General features: G+C 68.8%; 13 protein-coding genes and 1 tRNA gene. 3 read left to right on the forward strand and 11 right to left on the reverse strand.

What is annotated here, in order from left to right; genetic code table 11:
- Positions 1–59: 59 nt before the first annotated feature.
- Both ACIGXX_RS21665 and ACIGXX_RS21670 read right to left on the reverse strand, forming a co-directional pair.
- A complete protein-coding gene (locus ACIGXX_RS21665) occupies positions 60–818 on the reverse strand; it encodes a transcriptional regulator (protein ID WP_361463817.1) in 759 nt (252 codons plus the stop codon).
- A gap of 111 nt (positions 819–929) precedes the next feature.
- Positions 930–1,002 (reverse strand) — tRNA-Leu (locus ACIGXX_RS21670).
- 103 nt (positions 1,003–1,105) lie between these two features.
- Between ACIGXX_RS21670 and ACIGXX_RS21675 the strand changes: the two genes are divergently transcribed.
- Positions 1,106–1,762: a response regulator gene (locus ACIGXX_RS21675; RefSeq protein WP_361463671.1), complete on the forward strand. Its 657-nt coding sequence runs from the start codon at positions 1,106–1,108 to the stop codon at positions 1,760–1,762.
- A 74-nt stretch (positions 1,763–1,836) separates the two neighbouring features.
- Here the strand turns inward: ACIGXX_RS21675 and ACIGXX_RS21680 are convergent, their stop codons facing one another.
- The 9 genes from ACIGXX_RS21680 to ACIGXX_RS21720 form a co-directional block, all read right to left on the reverse strand.
- Entirely contained in the window at positions 1,837–2,553 is a 717-nt protein-coding gene (locus ACIGXX_RS21680; RefSeq protein WP_351162224.1) for an ABC transporter ATP-binding protein, read from the reverse strand.
- The gene (locus tag ACIGXX_RS21685; RefSeq protein WP_351162222.1) at positions 2,553–3,419 is read right to left on the reverse strand and encodes an ABC transporter ATP-binding protein; all 867 of its coding nucleotides are present in this window, start codon (positions 3,417–3,419) and stop codon (positions 2,553–2,555) included. The genes ACIGXX_RS21680 and ACIGXX_RS21685 overlap by 1 nt, the downstream gene beginning before the upstream one ends.
- A 3-nt stretch (positions 3,420–3,422) precedes the next feature.
- Positions 3,423–5,267 (reverse strand): branched-chain amino acid ABC transporter permease, encoded by a 1,845-nt coding sequence (locus ACIGXX_RS21690; RefSeq protein WP_361463669.1) that lies wholly within the window; start codon positions 5,265–5,267, stop codon positions 3,423–3,425.
- A 5-nt stretch (positions 5,268–5,272) separates the two neighbouring features.
- Positions 5,273–6,202: a branched-chain amino acid ABC transporter permease gene (locus tag ACIGXX_RS21695; protein WP_351162218.1), complete on the reverse strand. Its 930-nt coding sequence runs from the start codon at positions 6,200–6,202 to the stop codon at positions 5,273–5,275.
- 149 nt (positions 6,203–6,351) lie between these two features.
- On the reverse strand, positions 6,352–7,599 hold the full coding sequence (locus tag ACIGXX_RS21700; RefSeq protein WP_361463666.1) for a branched-chain amino acid ABC transporter substrate-binding protein: 1,248 nt from the start codon (positions 7,597–7,599) through the stop codon (positions 6,352–6,354).
- A 255-nt stretch (positions 7,600–7,854) separates the two neighbouring features.
- Positions 7,855–8,487 carry a Tat pathway signal sequence domain protein gene (locus ACIGXX_RS21705; RefSeq protein ID WP_383819577.1) on the reverse strand — a complete coding sequence of 211 codons (633 nt, stop codon included), beginning with the start codon at positions 8,485–8,487 and terminating at the stop codon, positions 7,855–7,857.
- Complete coding sequence (locus ACIGXX_RS21710) at positions 8,484–8,888, reverse strand: hypothetical protein (RefSeq protein WP_351162212.1); 405 nt, start codon at positions 8,886–8,888, stop codon at positions 8,484–8,486. Before ACIGXX_RS21710 ends, ACIGXX_RS21705 begins: the two co-directional genes overlap by 4 nt.
- An 84-nt stretch (positions 8,889–8,972) precedes the next feature.
- Positions 8,973–9,446, reverse strand: coding sequence for a hotdog fold thioesterase (locus ACIGXX_RS21715; protein WP_351162210.1), 474 nt, complete (start codon positions 9,444–9,446; stop codon positions 8,973–8,975).
- Positions 9,447–9,492: 46 nt separating this feature from the next.
- On the reverse strand, positions 9,493–11,772 hold the full coding sequence (locus ACIGXX_RS21720; protein ID WP_383819581.1) for an FdhF/YdeP family oxidoreductase: 2,280 nt from the start codon (positions 11,770–11,772) through the stop codon (positions 9,493–9,495).
- A gap of 122 nt (positions 11,773–11,894) precedes the next feature.
- Here ACIGXX_RS21720 and polA point away from each other — a divergent pair, with 122 nt between their 5' ends.
- Positions 11,895–14,636 carry a DNA polymerase I gene (polA, locus tag ACIGXX_RS21725; RefSeq protein ID WP_361463659.1) on the forward strand — a complete coding sequence of 914 codons (2,742 nt, stop codon included), beginning with the start codon at positions 11,895–11,897 and terminating at the stop codon, positions 14,634–14,636.
- Positions 14,637–14,931: 295 nt separating this feature from the next.
- Complete coding sequence (locus tag ACIGXX_RS21730; RefSeq protein ID WP_399977814.1) at positions 14,932–16,014, forward strand: serine hydrolase; 1,083 nt, start codon at positions 14,932–14,934, stop codon at positions 16,012–16,014.
- The last annotated feature ends 100 nt before the right edge of the window (positions 16,015–16,114 follow it).

The raw sequence follows: 16,114 nt of genomic DNA on the forward strand, positions 1-16,114 counted from the left end.
GGCGGGGGAGGGGAGTGACGCGTCATATTGCGCGGGCGGGGGTGGGGTCGGTACGTCGTTCAGTACTTGGGGCCTATGTGGGCGTCCATGAGGGCTACTGAGGCTTTGCGGGCGACGGAGATGTTGCGGCGGTTGGCGGCCTTCCAGTGGACGCCCACCTTGTCGAGGGCGTCCGTGAAGAGCTGGGTGATGTCGCCCGACAGGTTGGTGAAGAAGTACCGGGGGTACTCGTAACGCTTGAGCTCCCCGCCGACGAGGCGGGTCGTCCAGTTGGTGACGCGGCAGCCGTCGGAGTGGATGAGGCCGCGGATGAACTCCCAGGGGTGGTCGTCGACGATCTCCTGTTGCCAGGATTCGAGGGCGATGGTGCGGTTGTGTTTCTTCCCTGGAGCGTGCTGGGGAAAGAGACAGGGCCAGTGCTTGCTGGAGCAAGTGACTGCGACGCAGCCCTGCTTCTTGACGCGGCAGACGCGATTGTCCGGGCGCGCGGCGCGGATGGCGTTCTCGCACGCGTCGATCAAGCCGGGCCAGGCGTCAGCGCACACGATGCGGATGAAGTAGACGCCTCTTCGGCCTGCGCTGATGCAGCCGTCTCCGAGGTAGAGGCCCAGCAAGTAGGAGTACGCGACCGGGTCTTCGGGCTTGCCGGGGATATCGCGGCACCTCGGGCACGGAGTCACCCGACCGACCGGTTCGATACGGGTTTGCCAGGAGCGGATCGCGGCGCGCGAAATGCCGGTGCCCTTGCTGACGGAGTTCAGGCTGCGTCCTGCAGAGACCAGTTCCAGTGCTCGTTCACGAGCGCCCATGTCGTACATGTGGCTGAGCTTGGCTGGATCTTGGCGGGCATCGAGGCGATACAACGCCGCGTTCACCGCGAGGAGTGAAGATCGCCAACTTAGCGCCTGACCTTCGAATTGAAGGTAAAGTGCCCCGGGTGGGATTCGAACCCACGCTGGATGGTGTTTGAGACCACTGCCTCTGCCACTGGGCTACCGGGGCATCCTTCAGAATGAAGGTTAGCGGAGACCCGCCGTGTCTCAAACATACATGAGCTAGGTAGGCTCAGGGCAAGCAGTAACCTGCCCCGTACCTAGGAGCCCCCGTGACTTCCCCCGAGTCGCCCCAGCCCGTAGCCGACGACGACGACAAGTCGCACGTGCCTCCGCTGACGACCCGTGTCGTCATCGCCGAGGACGAGGCTCTTATCCGGCTCGACCTCAAGGAGATGCTTGAGGAAGAGGGTTACACCGTCGTCGGCGAGGCCGGTGACGGTGCGAAAGCCGTCGAGCTGGCCCGCGAGCACCAGCCGGACCTGGTGATCCTGGACGTGAAGATGCCCGTCATGGACGGCATCTCGGCGGCCGAGAAGATCGCCGAGGAGAGCATCGCCCCGGTGCTCATGCTGACCGCGTTCTCGCAGCGTGACCTCGTCGAGCGGGCCAGGGACGCCGGCGCGATGGCGTACCTCGTCAAGCCGTTCAGCAAGACCGACGTGGTGCCCGCCATCGAGATGGCCGTCTCGCGCTTCACGGAGCTGAAGACGCTGGAGAAGGAGGTCGCCGACCTCACCCTGCGTCTGGAGACGCGGAAGCTGGTGGACCGCGCGAAGTCCATCCTGCAGACGGAGTACGGCCTCACCGAGCCCGCCGCGTTCCGCTGGATCCAGAAGACGTCGATGGACCGGCGCCTGTCGATGCAGCAGGTCGCGGAGGCGGTCATCGAGGACGCCGACGAGAAGAAGGCGGCGAAGGGGCAGTAGCCCCAGGACCGTACGAGGAAGGCCCGCACCCCGGCTTCGGGGTGCGGGCCTTCTCGTATGCCGGGACGGAGTCCCTAGTCCTCGCCGAGGTACGCCTTGCGCACGGACTCGTCGTGCAGCAGGTTGTTCCCCGTCCCGGACAGGACGATCTTGCCGACCTCCATGACATGACCGTGGTCGGCGAGCGAGAGCGCCGCCTGGGCGTTCTGTTCGACGAGCAGAATGGTCGTGCCCTGGGACTTGAGCTCGGAGATCGTCGCCATGATCTTCTGCATCATGATCGGCGAAAGTCCCATGGAGGGCTCGTCGAGCATGAGCAGTTTGGGCTGGGACATGAGCGCGCGTCCCATGGCGAGCATTTGCTGCTCACCGCCGGAGAGTGTGCCCGCCGCCTGCTTTCTGCGCTCCCCGAGAATGGGGAAGAGCTCGTAGGCGCGCGCGATGTCCTTTTCGATGGCTGATTTGTCGCTGCGCAGATATGCGCCGAGGCGCAGATTGTTCTCGATCGTCATGCGCGGGAAGATGTGCCGGCCCTCGGGGGAGTGGGCGAGGCCGAGCGCGACGATCTGGTCGGCGCGGTATTTCCGCAGCGTTTTTCCGTTGAATTTGATGGAGCCGCCGACCGGCTTGAGCAGTCCGGAGAGCGTGCGCAACGTGGTGGTCTTTCCCGCGCCGTTCGTGCCGATCAGGGTGACGACCTCGCCGGCCTCGACCTTGAAAGAGATGCCCTTGACGGCCTCGATCTTGCCGTAGGCGACCTTGAGGTCCTCGACTTCGAGCAGTGCGGTCATCAGCTGGTCTCCTCGTTGCCCGTCGCGTCGGCCTCTGTGCTGCCGGGGGCACCTTCGAAGGGCTCGCCCAGGTAGGCGGCGATGACGCGGTCGTCCTGCTGGACGGTCTCACTGTCGCCCTCGACGAGTTTCTCGCCTTGGACGAGTACGGCCACGCGGTCGCACAGGTTGAAGATGAAGCGCATGTCGTGCTCGATGACGAGTACGGCGATGCCCATGTCCCGGATGGCCAGGACGAGTTCCTCGGTGGCGCGGGTCTCCTGCGGGTTCATGCCCGCGGTCGGCTCATCCAGGAGGAGCAGGCCCGGCTCGCTCGCGAGCGCGCGGGCGATCTCCAGCTTGCGCTGCTCGCCGTAGGGCAGGTTGCGGGAGAGGTGCTCCGCTTTCTCGGCGAGCCCGACGAACTCGAGCAGTTCCAGGGCGCGGGCCTTGGACTTGGCCTCCGCCTTGTGGAAGCCGGGGCCGCGCAGGAGGGCCGACCAGAGGCCTTCCTTCGTACGCGTGTGGCGTCCGACGAGGACGTTCTCCAGGACCGTCATGTTCGCGAAGAGACGGATGTTCTGGAAGGTGCGGGCCACGCCGGCCGCGGTGACCTTGAAGGACTTGCTGGGCAGGACCTTGCCCTTGTACCGGACTTCGCCCTCGGTGGGGATGTACAGGCCGGTGAGGCAGTTGAAGAAGGTCGTCTTGCCCGCGCCGTTGGGGCCGATGAGGCCGACGATCTCGCCGCTGTTCACGGTGAGGTCGACGGAGCGTACGGCGGTGAGGCCGCCGAAGCGCATCGTGACGCCCCGGGCATCGAGAACAGCCTCTCCGGCCGGCGAAGCGGCGGCGCTGTCCTTGCTGGTGGTGGTGTCGGTGGTCATGGCTCAGGCCCCTGTCTTGCTGAGGACTGTGGGTGGCGGCGTGTCGCCGGGAGCCAGGTCGGCCTCGTGGAACTCGAGCTGGCGGCGGCGGTTGGGGATCAGGCCCTCGGGGCGGAAGCGCATCAGGAGCACGAGCGCGAGGCCGAAGGCGAAGAGCTGGTAGTCGCCCAGGAACGAGAGCTTGCTCGGGATCAGGTAGAGCAGCGCGGCGCCGACGAGCGGTCCGCTGATGGTGCCCATGCCGCCGAGGACGACGGCGGCGAGCAGGAACGCCGAGTTCGGCGGGACTGTGTTGGCGAACTGGTACTGCTCGGGCGTCACGGTGTAGGTGACGTGCGCCTGCACCGTGCCCGCGAGTCCGGCGAGCGTGGCGCCGAGCGCGAAGGCGATGAGCTTCACGCGGAAGCCGTTGATGCCCATGGCGAGTGCCGCGGTCTCGTCCTCGCGGATGGCGACCCAGGCGCGCCCGATGCGGGAGTCGCCGCTGCGCCGGAAGACCAGGACGACGACGAGGGTGATGAGCAGCATCAGGAAGAAGTAGTTCGCGAATCGGCCGATGGTGACGCCGAGGATGGAGTGCTCGATGCCGAAGTCGAAGCCGAGGATCTTGAGGTTCGGGATCGAGGAGATGCCGTTCGAGCCGTTCGTGATGTCCGGACCCGAGGTGCCGTCGGCGTTCATCGCGACGATCCGGAAGATCTCTCCGAAGCCGAGGGTGACGATGGCGAGGTAGTCGCCGCGCAGCCTCAGCGTCGGGGCGCCGATGAGCACACCGAAGATGAGAGATGCGCTCGCGCCGACCAGGATCGCGCCCCAGAACGGCAGATGGACGTCGAAGGGCGAGGACGGCGACCCGGAGACCATGGACGCCGCGTAGGCGCCGACGCCGAGGAAGGCGACGTATCCGAGGTCGAGGAGTCCGGCGAGGCCGACGACGATGTTCAGGCCGAGCGCGACGGTGGCGAAGATGAGGATGTAGACGCCGATGGTGGCGTACTGGTCGTCGCTCTGCGTGAACGGGAAGGCCGCGGCTGCGGCGAAGGCACCGCCGAGTGTGATGTTGCGGTGCCGCGCGGTGTAGGTGGAGACCTGGGCGACGAGCCCCGCCTTGGACAGCGCGGCGAAGCTGAACGCCACGGTGATCAGGAAGCCGATGAAGAGCTCGTCGTACTCGGTGCCGATGCCGTACGTGAAGACCAGGAGGCCCACGGCGAGCGCGGCGACGATGATCAGGATCTCGACATAGCTGGGGAGCTTGCGCGGCGTGGGCGGCGCCTCGGCGGCGAAGGCGCCCTTGAAGATGATGAGCCCGTTGCGCATGCGGTGCTTGAACTGCTCGCTGCCGGTGTCCTCGGGGTCGACCGCGTAGGTGTGCGGCCGGGTGAAGGGCAGGGCCAGGGTGCCGACGAAGGCGGCGAGGGTGGCGAGCGCGGCGACCCAGCCGCCGGGCTCCAGGTTGGCGAGGCCGCCCAGTTGGTAGCTGATCGAGATGATCGTGTACCAGGTGGTGGCGAAGGCGGCGAGCGCCGCGTACTTCAGCGCGGCGTCGGCTCCGCCGGGAGCGAGGGCTCGTACGCCCTTGACGCCGTACGAGGCGAGGCCGAAGAGCGTCGTCAGGAGGCCGGCGATCAGGACGAGGACCTGGAGGCCGCCGGGGTAGCCGTAGACGGTGAGGTCGCCGGGGAACGAGGAGGTCCAGGTCCAGGCGAGGAACGTGGAGATGACGGTCAGGATGCCGCCGCCGGTGGCCAGTGCGCGGGCGGGGCCCACGGGGATGGCGATGAGACCGGTGGGGGTGTCGTCCTGCTTGGGGGTGGGCGCGTCGGCCGCGGTGGTCTGTGTGGTCATGGTTGTCACGCCCTGTCCGCGACGCGCTCGCCAAGGAGACCTTGTGGCCTGACGAGGAGTACGACGATGAGGAGTACGAAGGCCCAGACGTCGGCCCAGGACTGCCCGCCGAGCTGGCTCATGCCGGGGATGTCGTTCATGTAGGCGGTGGCCATGGCTTCGGCGACTCCGAGGACCAGGCCTCCGAGCATCGCGCCGTAGATGTTGCCGATGCCTCCGAGCACGGCGGCCGTGAAGGCCTTGAGGCCCCAGAGGAAGCCCATGCGGAACTGGACTTCTCCGTAGCGGAAGCCGTAGGCGACGGCGGCGATGCCGGCGAAGGCGGCGCCGATCGCGAAGGCCACGACGATGACGCGGTCGGTGTTGACACCCATGAGCTTGGCGGTGTCGGGGTCCTGCGCGGTGGCCTGCATGCCGCGTCCGACGCGGGTCTTCATCACGAAGTAGCCGAGGGCGAACATGCAGATCGGGGCTGTGATCAGCAGGAAGATGTCGCCGGGCTGGATGGTGACGGAGCCCAGGTGGATGGAGTCACCGGGCATCTCGGGGAAGGTGCGGGACGACTTCGCGTTGGGGTACCAGGCCCAGACGGCCTGCTGCAGCGCGAGCGAGAGGCCGATGGCCGTGATGAGGGGTGCGAGGCGGGGTGCGCCGCGCAACGGGCGGTAGGCGAAGCGTTCGGCTCCGACCGCTATCAGGGTGGAGACGATGACGGCGCCTATGAGCATGAGCGGCAGGGCGAGCCACATGCTGGTGCCGCCCGGAAGCCACAGCCAGACGGTGAGAGCGCCGAAGCCGCCGACCATGAAGATCTCGCCATGGGCGAAGTTGATGAGCTGGACAATGCCGTAGACCATTGTGTAGCCGATGGCGATCAGGCCGTACATGGATCCCAGTAGCAGGCCGTTGACCAGCTGTTGCGGCAGTTCGTGCACCGCAGGTCCTCCGAGTCTTTCGGTGTCGTGCGGCCTGTTTGCGGTGGCTGTGGGCCTCGCCGGCCGGACGGCTTAGGTGACGGATGCGACGCCGCGCGGGGCGCTGCAGAGGCAGCGCCCCGCGCGGTGGTGTCGTGCTGCGGGGTGGATCAGCCGGTGAAGGTGCCGGACTTGACCGGCTTCCAGCCCTTGGTCGGGTCCTCGGTGGACTTGACCTGGTACACGGTGAGCTGCTTGTTGGTCGCGTCGCCGTACTCGTCGAAGGAGACCTTGCCGGTCACGCCGTCGAAGGAGACGTTCTGCATGGCCTCGACGATCTTGGCGCGAGCGTCGTCGGGCAGCTTGCCGTCGTTGTCCTCGACGACCTTCTTGACCGCTTCGATGATCGCCCAGGCCGAGTCGTACGAGTAGCCGCCGTAGGCCTCGTAGGCCTCCTTGTAGCCGGCCTTCTTGTAGTTCGCGATGAACTCCTTGGCGGAGGGCAGTTCCTCGACGGGCTGGCCGACGGAGGTGGCGTAGTCGCCCTTGCCTTCCTTGCCGGCGAGCTTGACGAAGTCGGCGCTGTAGATGCCGTCGCCGCCGACGAGCGGGATCTTGGCACCGGCCTTCTTCATCTGCTTGCTCAGCGGGCCGGCCGCGGGGTACTCGCCGCCGTAGTAGACGACGTCCGCGTCCGAGTTCTTGATCTTGGTGGCGACGGCACCGAAGTCCTTGGTGTCCGGGTTCACGTGCTCGGTGCCGGCGACCTTGCCGCCGAGCTTGGTGAACTCGTCCTTGAAGGTGGCGGCCAGGCCGGCACCGTAGGTCTTCTTGTCGTCGATGACGAAGACCTTCTTCTTCTTCGCATCGTTGAACAGGTACTGCGCGGCGAACGGGCCCTGGATGGCGTCCGTGGTGGCCGTACGGAAGTAGGCCTTGTACGGGCGCACCTTCTTGCCGCCGTTCCAGTCCTGGCCCTGGGTCATGGCCGGGTTGGTGTTGGCGGGGGAGACCTGGACGAGCTTCGCGTCGTCGAAGACCTTCTGCATCGACTCGCCGACGGAGGAGTTCAGGGGGCCGACGGCGCCGAGGATTTCCTTGTTGGCGACGAACTTGGTCGCGTTGGTCTGGCCCGACGCGGGCTGGCCCTGGTCGTCGGCGGGCTGCACCTTGAAGGTGATGCCGTCGACGTACTTCTTCTCGTTGGCCTGCTTGGCGGCGAGATCCACGGAGTTTCGGATGCCGAGGCCCAGCGCGGACAAGTCGCCGGTCAGCGGCGCGTCGACGCCGATGACCACGGTGGTGCCGCCGCCCCCGGCCTCGTCCTTGTCCTTGTCGTCGCGTGAGCCACAGGCGGTGAGGGTGAGTGCCCCCGCGGTGAGTGCAGCGGTGATGGCTATGAGCGAACGTTGACGCACGATCAGTCCTTTCCCCTGGCACGGCCGTCCCCTGTTGGGTGGCCGAGTCGAGCGCAGAACCGAACTGACAGGAATCCGGTGGGCGCGGTGACTGGCCGTGACTCTAAGGGGCGCTTTGTTCCTGGTGGAGTGGTCAGGCCAAAGGTGTGACGCTCTTGTTATGCCACGGAGTATTCCGCGCTGGAACTCAGGGGGCGGTTGTGGCGGAATACGCCACCTTCGGTGCATCCCGCATGCTGAGAACTTGCAGGACTGTCAGGGTGTTTTACTCATGACATCAGTGTTCGGGGGGCATGCAGCTGTCAGGGCCGCGGAAAGATCTTTTGCGTACGCCGAGCCGAGGATGAAGCTCTGTATCTGCATTGCGCGCACATTACGCAGTGTTACGACCAGGAAAGGGAGTCCGGCATTCCGCTGCACATTTCCACATTCGCGAATGTGCATCGTGATGCGTGCCGTACGAGGGGTTCCGGTTTTCACCGTGAATGGGGTATGGGGAGCGGCGGTGACCGACAGCGCCGTCGTCGGCTGGGTGATCCGTCGGACGGACACCGGCGGTCCCGAGTCCTGGCTGAGGCTGACGGTGAAGCTGAACGAGCGGTCACCGGCCCGGGGACGCGTCATCTCGCCCTTGTACGTCACGGCCACGGTCTGCGACGGGTAGAGCGGTGGCGGCGGCTCCGGGGGCCGCGGACGGGTCAGGTAGAGGCTGAGCCCGGCGGCCCCGACGACCGCGGCCGTGGCGAGGGCCAGGGCGGTGCGGCGGTGCCGGGTGAGGAGCGGGCGGGAGCGCAGGGGTTGCGTCCAGGCCTGGCCGGCGGAGGCGGTGCCGGTGGCCCGGGTCTCGTAGGTGTCGTCGCCCGGCTCGATGGGGCCGATGGCGTTCACACCCACGGCCCGCCGCTCGGCTGCCCGTGGCGGTAGCGCTTCTCGCACCGCTCGCGGGCCTCCCGGGCGAGCAACTTCCGTCCCGCGTCGGCTCCGTGGCGCTCGCGCTCGGCGCGGGCCAGGTCGAGGGTGTCCCGCAGGATCATGTACTGCCCGTTGGAGAGGCCCATCGACTGGTAGTCGCCGTAGGTCTCCTTGCCCGAGTCGTAGATCTGCCGGCCCCACTTGGTGATCAGGGCCGTGCAGAGGTCCTCGGGGGAGGTGGTGGCGGGGGAGGGTGCGGTGCTCCTGCTGGGGGCGTCATCGGCGGAAGGGGAGCTCCCGCATCCGGTGACGGCGAGGAGGGTGGTGGAGAGGAGGGTGGCGAAGGCGAGCGCACAGAGCGGTTTCCGGTGCCTCATGCAAGGACGCTAGACCGGCGCCCCACGCTCCGACAATGCGTGGGGCGGGCCGGGTCGGCGGGCGCGCGCCCGCCCTCGACCGCCTTATCCGGCGGAGCCGTTGGGCTCCACGTCGCGCAGCAGGCAGGTCAGCCGCGCGGTGCACACCCGCTTGTCCTGCTCGTCGGTGATGACGATCTCGTACGTCGCCGTGGAGCGGCCCCGGTGCACGGGCGTCGCCACGCCGGTGACCAGGCCCGAACGCGCGCCGCGGTGGTGCGTGCAGTTCAGGTCGACGCCGACGGCGAGCTTCTTGCTCCCGCCGTGCAGCATCGAGCCCACCGAGCCGAGGGTCTCGGCCAGGACGGCGGACGCGCCGCCGTGCAGCAGGCCGTACGGCTGGGTGTTGCCCTCGACCGGCATGGTGCCGACGACACGATCGGCGGACGCCTCGACGATCTCGACGCCCATCCGGTTGCCCAGGTCGCCCGCGGAGAAGAGGGCGGGCAGGTCGACGCCGAGCGCGGCGTACTCGTCGATGACCTCTTGCGGGAACTTCACGCTGTGCTGCTCGCCCATGGGGCCCGGCTCCGTTCGTCGTCCTCACTTGTCGCTGAGCGAACGCTCAGTCGGTGCCCGATTGTTCCAGGCGGACGACGACGGACTTGCTGGCGGGGGTGTTGCTCGTGTCGGCCGTCGCGTCCAGCGGGACCAGGACGTTCGTCTCCGGGTAGTACGCGGCCGCGCAGCCACGGGCCGTCGGGTAGTGCACGATCCGGAAGCCCGGCGCGCGCCGCTCGACGCCGTCCTTCCACTCGCTCACCAGATCCGCGTACGACCCTTCGGCGAGGTTCAGCTCGCGGGCGTCGTCGGGGTTGACCAGGACGACCCTGCGGCCGTTCTTGATGCCGCGGTAGCGGTCGTCGAGGCCGTAGATCGTGGTGTTGTACTGGTCGTGCGAGCGCAGCGTCTGGAGCAGCAGCCGTCCCTTGGGCAGGGCGGGGAACTCCACGGGCGCCGCGGTGAAGTTGGCCTTGCCGGTGGCCGTGGGGAAGCGGCGCTCGTCGCGCGGGGCGTGCGGCAGGGCGAAGCCCGCGGGGTCGGCCACCTTGGCGTTGAAGTCCTCGAAGCCGGGGATCACGCGCGCGATGCGGTCGCGCACCGTGGCGTAGTCCTTCTCGAACTCCTCCCAGGGCGTGGCCGATTGGGGGCCAAGGACGCGGCGGGCCAGGCGGCACACGATGGCCGGCTCGGAGAGCAGATGCGGGCTCGCGGGCTCCAGTCGGCCGCGCGAGGCGTGCACCATGCCCATGGAGTCCTCGACGGTCACGAACTGCTCGCCGCTGCCCTGGAGGTCCCGCTCGGTGCGGCCGAGCGTCGGCAGGATCAGCGCACGCGCGCCCGTGACGGCGTGCGAGCGGTTCAGCTTCGTCGACACGTGGACGGTCAGGCGGGCCTTGCGCATCGCCGCCTCCGTCACCTCCGTGTCGGGCGACGCCGCCACGAAATTGCCGCCCATCGCGAAGAACACCTTCGCCTCGCCGTCCCGCAGCGCCTTGATCGCGCGGACGACGTCCAGGCCGTGCTCGCGCGGCGGCGCGAAGCCGAACTCCTTCTCCAGGGCGTCGAGGAAGGCCGGGGCGGGCCGCTCGAAGATGCCCATCGTGCGGTCGCCCTGCACGTTCGAGTGCCCGCGCACCGGGCACACGCCCGCGCCGGGACGGCCGATGTTGCCGCGCAGCAGAAGGAAGTTGACCACCTCGCGGATGGTCGGCACGGCGTGCTTGTGCTGGGTCAGGCCCATCGCCCAGCACACGACGGTGCGCTTCGAGGCGAGCACCATGGCGAGCGCTTCCTCGATGCGTTCGCGCTCCAGACCCGTGGCCTCAAGGGTCTCGTCCCAGTCGGCGTCCCGCGCGGCGGCGGTGAACTCCTCGTACCCATGGGTGTGTTCGCGGACGAAGTCCTCGTCCACGGCACCCTCGGTCTCCAGGATGAGCTTGTTCAGGAGGCGGAACAGGGCCTGGTCGCCGCCGAGCCTGATCTGCAGGAAGAGGTCGGTCAGGGCGGTGCCCTTGAGCATGCCCTGCGGGGTCTGCGGATTCTTGAACCGCTCCAGGCCGGCCTCGGGCAGCGGATTGACCGTGATGATCTTCGCGCCGTTGTTCTTCGCCTTCTCCAGGGCGGAGAGCATGCGCGGGTGGTTCGTGCCCGGGTTCTGCCCGGCGACGATGATCAGGTCCGACTTGTACAGGTCCTCCAGGAGGACGCTGCCCTTGCCGATCCCGATGGTCTCCGTGAGGGCAGAGCCGGACGACTCGTGGCACATGTTCGAACAGTCGGGCAGGTTGTTCGTGCCCAGCTCGCGGGCGAACAGCTGGTACAGGAACGCCGCTTCGTTGCTCGTGCGGCCCGAGGTGTAATAGACCGACTCGTCCGGGCTGTCAAGGGCGGCCAGTTCCTCGCCGATGATGTCGAAGGCCCGCTCCCAGGGAACGGGTTCATAGCGCTCGGCGCCCTCCGCCAGATACATCGGGTGGGTGAGGCGGCCCTGCTGCCCCAGCCAGTACCCACTGCGGGTGGCGAGGTCGGCCACCGGGTGCGCGGCGAAGAAGTCCGGGGTGACCCGGCGCAGCGTGGCCTCCTCGGCGACCGCCTTCGCGCCGTTCTCGCAGAACTCCGCCTTGTGCCGGTGCTCCGGCTCGGGCCAGGCGCAGCCCGGGCAGTCGAAGCCGTCCTTCTGATTGACCCGCAGCAGCGTCAGCGCCGTGCGGCGCACCCCCATCTGCTGCTGCGCCATGCGCAGCGTGTGCCCGATGGCGGGAAGGCCCGCCGCGGCGTGCTGGACCTCCGCGACCTGCGGCGCGTCCTGGACCGGATCACCCTTGGGCGACTTCCTTGCCATGGTCGGCTCCCCTTCGAGCACGTGCGTGAGCTATGTCTCCGATCCTCCCACGCGACGCCGACAGCGCGGTCGCGGGTGAGGGTTGGGCCTGAGTGTCAGTGGGGCGTGGCAGGATCGGGGACGTGGCAGAAAAAGCAGCGAAGAAGAAGTCCGAGACCGCGCCGAAGCCGAGTGGCGAGCAGCGTCCGCGCCTGCTCCTCATGGACGGGCACTCCCTGGCCTACCGGGCGTTCTTCGCGCTGCCCGCGGAGAACTTCACGACCGCGACGGGCCAGCCGACGAACGCGATCTACGGCTTCGCGTCGATGCTGGCGAACACCCTGCGCGACGAGGCGCCCACGCACTTCGCGGTGGCCTTCGACGTCTCGCGCAAGACGTGGCGCTCCTCGGAGTTCCCGGAGTACAAGGCGAACCGCTCCAAGACCCCGGACGAGTTCAAGGGCCAGGTCGAGCTGATCGGCGAGGTGCTCGACGCGATGCACGCGGTGCGGTTCGCGGTGGACGGCTTCGAGGCGGACGACGTCATCGCCACGCTCGCCACCCAGGCCGAGGCGGCCGGCTTCGACGTCCTGATCGTCACCGGTGACCGCGACTCCTTCCAGCTGATCACCGACCACGTGACCGTGCTGTACCCCACGAAAGGCGTCTCCGAGCTCACGCGCTTCACGCCGGAGAAGGTCGAGGAGAAGTACGGCCTCACGCCCAGCCAGTACCCCGACTTCGCCGCCCTGCGCGGCGACCCCTCGGACAACCTCCCCGGCATCCCCGGAGTCGGCGAGAAGACCGCCGCGAAGTGGATCAACCAGTTCGGTTCCTTCGCGGACCTCGTCGAGCGCGCCGAAGAGGTCAAGGGCAAGGCCGGGCAGAACTTCCGCGACCACCTGGACGCGGTGAAGCTGAACCGCCGCCTCACGGAGATGGTGCGCGACGTGGAGCTCCCCAAGACGGTCACCGACCTGGAGCGCCTTCCGTACGACCGCACGGCCCTCGCCCTGGTCCTCGACACCCTGGAGATCCGCAACCCCTCGCTGCGCGAGCGCCTCCTGGCCGTCGACCCCGGCGCGGAGGAGGCCGAGGAGACCCCGGCCGAGCCCGGCGTGGAGCTGGACGGCTCGGTGCTCGGCGCGGGAGAGGTCGCACCCTGGCTCGCCGAGCACGGCAACGCGGTCCTCGGTGTGGCCACGGTCGACACCTGGCAGCTCGGCACGGGCTCGGTGACCGAGGTCGCCCTCGCGGCGGCCGGCGGAGCGGCGGCCTGGTTCGACCCGTCCCGCCTGGACGAGGCCGACGAGAACGCGTTCGCGGCCTGGATCGCCGACCCGGACAAGCCCAAGGTCCTGCACAACGCCAAGGCCACGATGCGGGTCTTCCCGGAGCACGGCTGGAGCGTGGACGGCGTCGCCATGGACACGGCGCTCGCCGCGTACCTGGTCAAGCCGGGCCGCCGCTCCTTCGCCCTGGACGCCCTGTCCCTGGAGTACCTGGGCCGTGAGCTGGCCCCCGCCGGGGCGGCCGAGGGGCAGCTCGCCTTCGGCACGGAGGAGGACGACCAGGCCGAGGCCGATTCGCTGATGGCGCAGGCCCGCACGATCCTCGACCTGGGCACGGCCTTCGGCGAGAAGCTGAAGGAGGTCGGCGCCGGTGATCTCCTGACGGACATCGAACTGCCGACGTCCATCCTCCTGGCCCGCCTGGAGCGGCACGGCATCGCGGCGGACCGCGCCCATCTGGAGGCGATGGAGCAGCAGTTCGCGGGCGCGGTGCAGCAGGCCGTGAAGGAGGCGCACGAGGCGGCCGGCCACGAGTTCAACCTCGGCTCGCCCAAGCAGCTCCAGGAAGTCCTCTTCGGTGAGCTGAACCTCCCCAAGACGAAGAAGACGAAGACCGGGTACACCACGGACGCGGACGCCCTGGCCTGGCTCGCGGCCCAGACCGAGAACGAACTGCCGGTCATCATGCTGCGCCACCGCGAGCAGGCGAAGCTGCGCGTCACGGTCGAGGGCCTGATCAAGGCGATCGCGACGGACACCCGCATCCACACGACGTTCAACCAGACGGTCGCGGCGACGGGCCGCCTGTCCTCCACCGACCCGAACCTCCAGAACATCCCGGTCCGCACGGACGAGGGCCGGGCCATCCGCCGCGGCTTCGTGGTCGGCGAGGGCTTCGAGTCCCTGATGACCGCCGACTACAGCCAGATCGAACTGCGCGTGATGGCCCACCTCTCCGAGGACGAGGGCCTCCTGGAGGCGTTCGGCTCGGGCGAGGACCTGCACACGACGGTCGCCTCCCAGGTCTTCTCCGTCGAGGGCTCCGCCGTCGACGCCGAGATGCGCCGCAAGATCAAGGCCATGTCGTACGGCTTGGCGTACGGCCTCTCCGCGTTCGGCCTCTCCCAGCAGCTGAACATCGAGGCGGGCGAGGCCCGTGCCCTGATGGACACCTACTTCGAGCGGTTCGGCGGCGTACGCGACTATCTGCGCCGAGCCGTCGACGAGGCCCGCGCGACGGGGTACACGGAGACGATGCTGGGCCGCCGCCGGTATCTCCCCGACCTCAACAGCGACAACCGCCAGCGCCGCGAGATGGCCGAGCGGATGGCCCTGAACGCGCCCATCCAGGGCACGGCCGCGGACATCGTCAAGATCGCCATGCTGAACGTGCACCGCGCGCTGACGGAGGCGAAGCTCGACTCCCGCATGCTGCTCCAGGTCCACGACGAAATCGTCCTGGAGATCGCCCCGGGCGAGCGCGCCAAGGTCGAGGAGCTCGTCCGCCGCGAGATGGCGGGCGCGGTGTCGCTGCGGGCGCCGCTGGACGTGTCGGTGGGAGTGGGCCCGGACTGGGAGTCCGCGGCGCACTAGGCGTTGCTTGGTCCCTGCTTCGCAGCCCCGGGCTGACATCTTGCGGCCCGGGGCGGCTTGCGGGGCGGGAACGGCTTGTGGGGCGGGAACGGCCTGGGGCCAGGGGGGCAGGCAGGAAGATGTCAGCCCGTCCGGCGTTCGAGGACATCCTTTTCGAGTTCGAGCACATCTTTGCCGGGGGCCCAGGGGCGGAGCCGCCCGGTGCCAGGGAGGGGCGGGCCAGGGGGAAACCCGCCCTCACCCGGGTGGCCCTCGCCCCCGAGCCCCGCAAAGACGCCCCCGCCACGATGACCGCATGGCTCTTCACCTGCGAAAGTGCCGAATAGCGATGGCCACGGCACTGGTCACCACGCTCCTCACCCCCCTCCCCGCCACCGCCGCCGGGGCAAGCGCGGCGCAACGCGCTGGCTCCTGCACGGCTCGCAGCGACCCCGCCCTCGCCGCCCAGCTGGCCCGCGAGATCCGTGCCGTCCTGGTCGCCCGGCGGAGCACCGTCTCCGTGGCCCTCCACGACCCCGCCACCGGTCTCAGCTGCTCCCTCGGCAGCAGCCACCGCTACGACACCGCGAGCATCGCCAAGGTCATGATCATGGAGGCCGCCCTCCGCCGCGCACAGGACTGGGGCCGCGGCCTGACCACCTGGGAGCGCCGCAAGATCCGCCCCATGATCATCCGCTCGGACAACACCGCGGCCCGGCGCCTCTTCGACGACCTGGGCCAGTCCTACATCGCCCGCTTCCTGGGCCGCGCCGGCACCGCCGCCACCACCCTCAACCCGTACGGACTCTGGGGCCTGACCCGCACCTCGGCGGCCGACCAGCTCCGCCTCCTCGGCGTCCTCACCGGAGCCAGGGCCCGCGCCCTGCTGAGCCCGACCTCACGCGCGTACGGCCTCAAGCAGCTGAACGAGGTGCGGCGCGACCAGCGCTGGGGCGTGCCCGCGGGCATGCCGCGCGGCACGAAGGCGTACCTCAAGAACGGCTGGCTGCCCCGGTCCACGCACGGCTGGCGGGTGCACAGCATCGGCGCGTTCACCGGAGCCGACAAGGGCAAGGGCAAGGGCAAGACCAAGGAAGCGGGCACGGGCACGGGGGCCGGGGCGGGGAAGGCCCGCAGCCGCACGTACCGCATCGTCGTCCTCTCGCACGACAACCCCACGATGAAGTACGGAGTCCGTACCATCGAACGCGTTGCCCAAGCCGTGCACCGCGCGCTCAACAAGGGCCGCTCCGCAGGGCAGGAGCTCACCCCGGAGAACGAGATCAGCGAAGTGCCCGACGGATCGGTACCGGCCGACGCCCGGCCCGACACCGGGTCTGACACCGGACCCGACACCGGGCCCGAGTCCCCGCCCGAACAGGACGCGGCCAACCGGTGAAAATCGGGCACGAACGGGTGTCTGGGCGCCGGAAGTTGTCGTAGTGTCGCCTGAGTCGGCCCGCTGGGGAGCACAACGGGGAGCACAGCAGAGCGGGGCG

The sequence above is a fragment of the Streptomyces sp. NPDC055243 genome (assembly GCF_044544025.1).
Classification (GTDB): Bacteria; Actinomycetota; Actinomycetes; order Streptomycetales; family Streptomycetaceae; genus Streptomyces.

Bases quoted from the DNA above. Each gene is read 5' to 3' on its own strand.
- ACIGXX_RS21690 (WP_361463669.1), bottom strand. From the start codon at position 5,267: ATGACCACACAGACCACCGCGGCCGACGCGCCCACCCCCAAGCAGGAC.
- ACIGXX_RS21680 (WP_351162224.1), bottom strand. From the start codon at position 2,553: ATGACCGCACTGCTCGAAGTCGAGGACCTCAAGGTCGCCTACGGCAAG.
- ACIGXX_RS21715 (WP_351162210.1), bottom strand. From the start codon at position 9,446: ATGGGCGAGCAGCACAGCGTGAAGTTCCCGCAAGAGGTCATCGACGAG.
- ACIGXX_RS21665 (WP_361463817.1), bottom strand. From the start codon at position 818: ATGTACGACATGGGCGCTCGTGAACGAGCACTGGAACTGGTCTCTGCA.
- ACIGXX_RS21720 (WP_383819581.1), bottom strand. From the start codon at position 11,772: ATGGCAAGGAAGTCGCCCAAGGGTGATCCGGTCCAGGACGCGCCGCAG.
- ACIGXX_RS21710 (WP_351162212.1), bottom strand. From the start codon at position 8,888: ATGAGGCACCGGAAACCGCTCTGTGCGCTCGCCTTCGCCACCCTCCTC.
- ACIGXX_RS21685 (WP_351162222.1), bottom strand. From the start codon at position 3,419: ATGACCACCGACACCACCACCAGCAAGGACAGCGCCGCCGCTTCGCCG.
- ACIGXX_RS21730 (WP_399977814.1), top strand. From the start codon at position 14,932: ATGGCTCTTCACCTGCGAAAGTGCCGAATAGCGATGGCCACGGCACTG.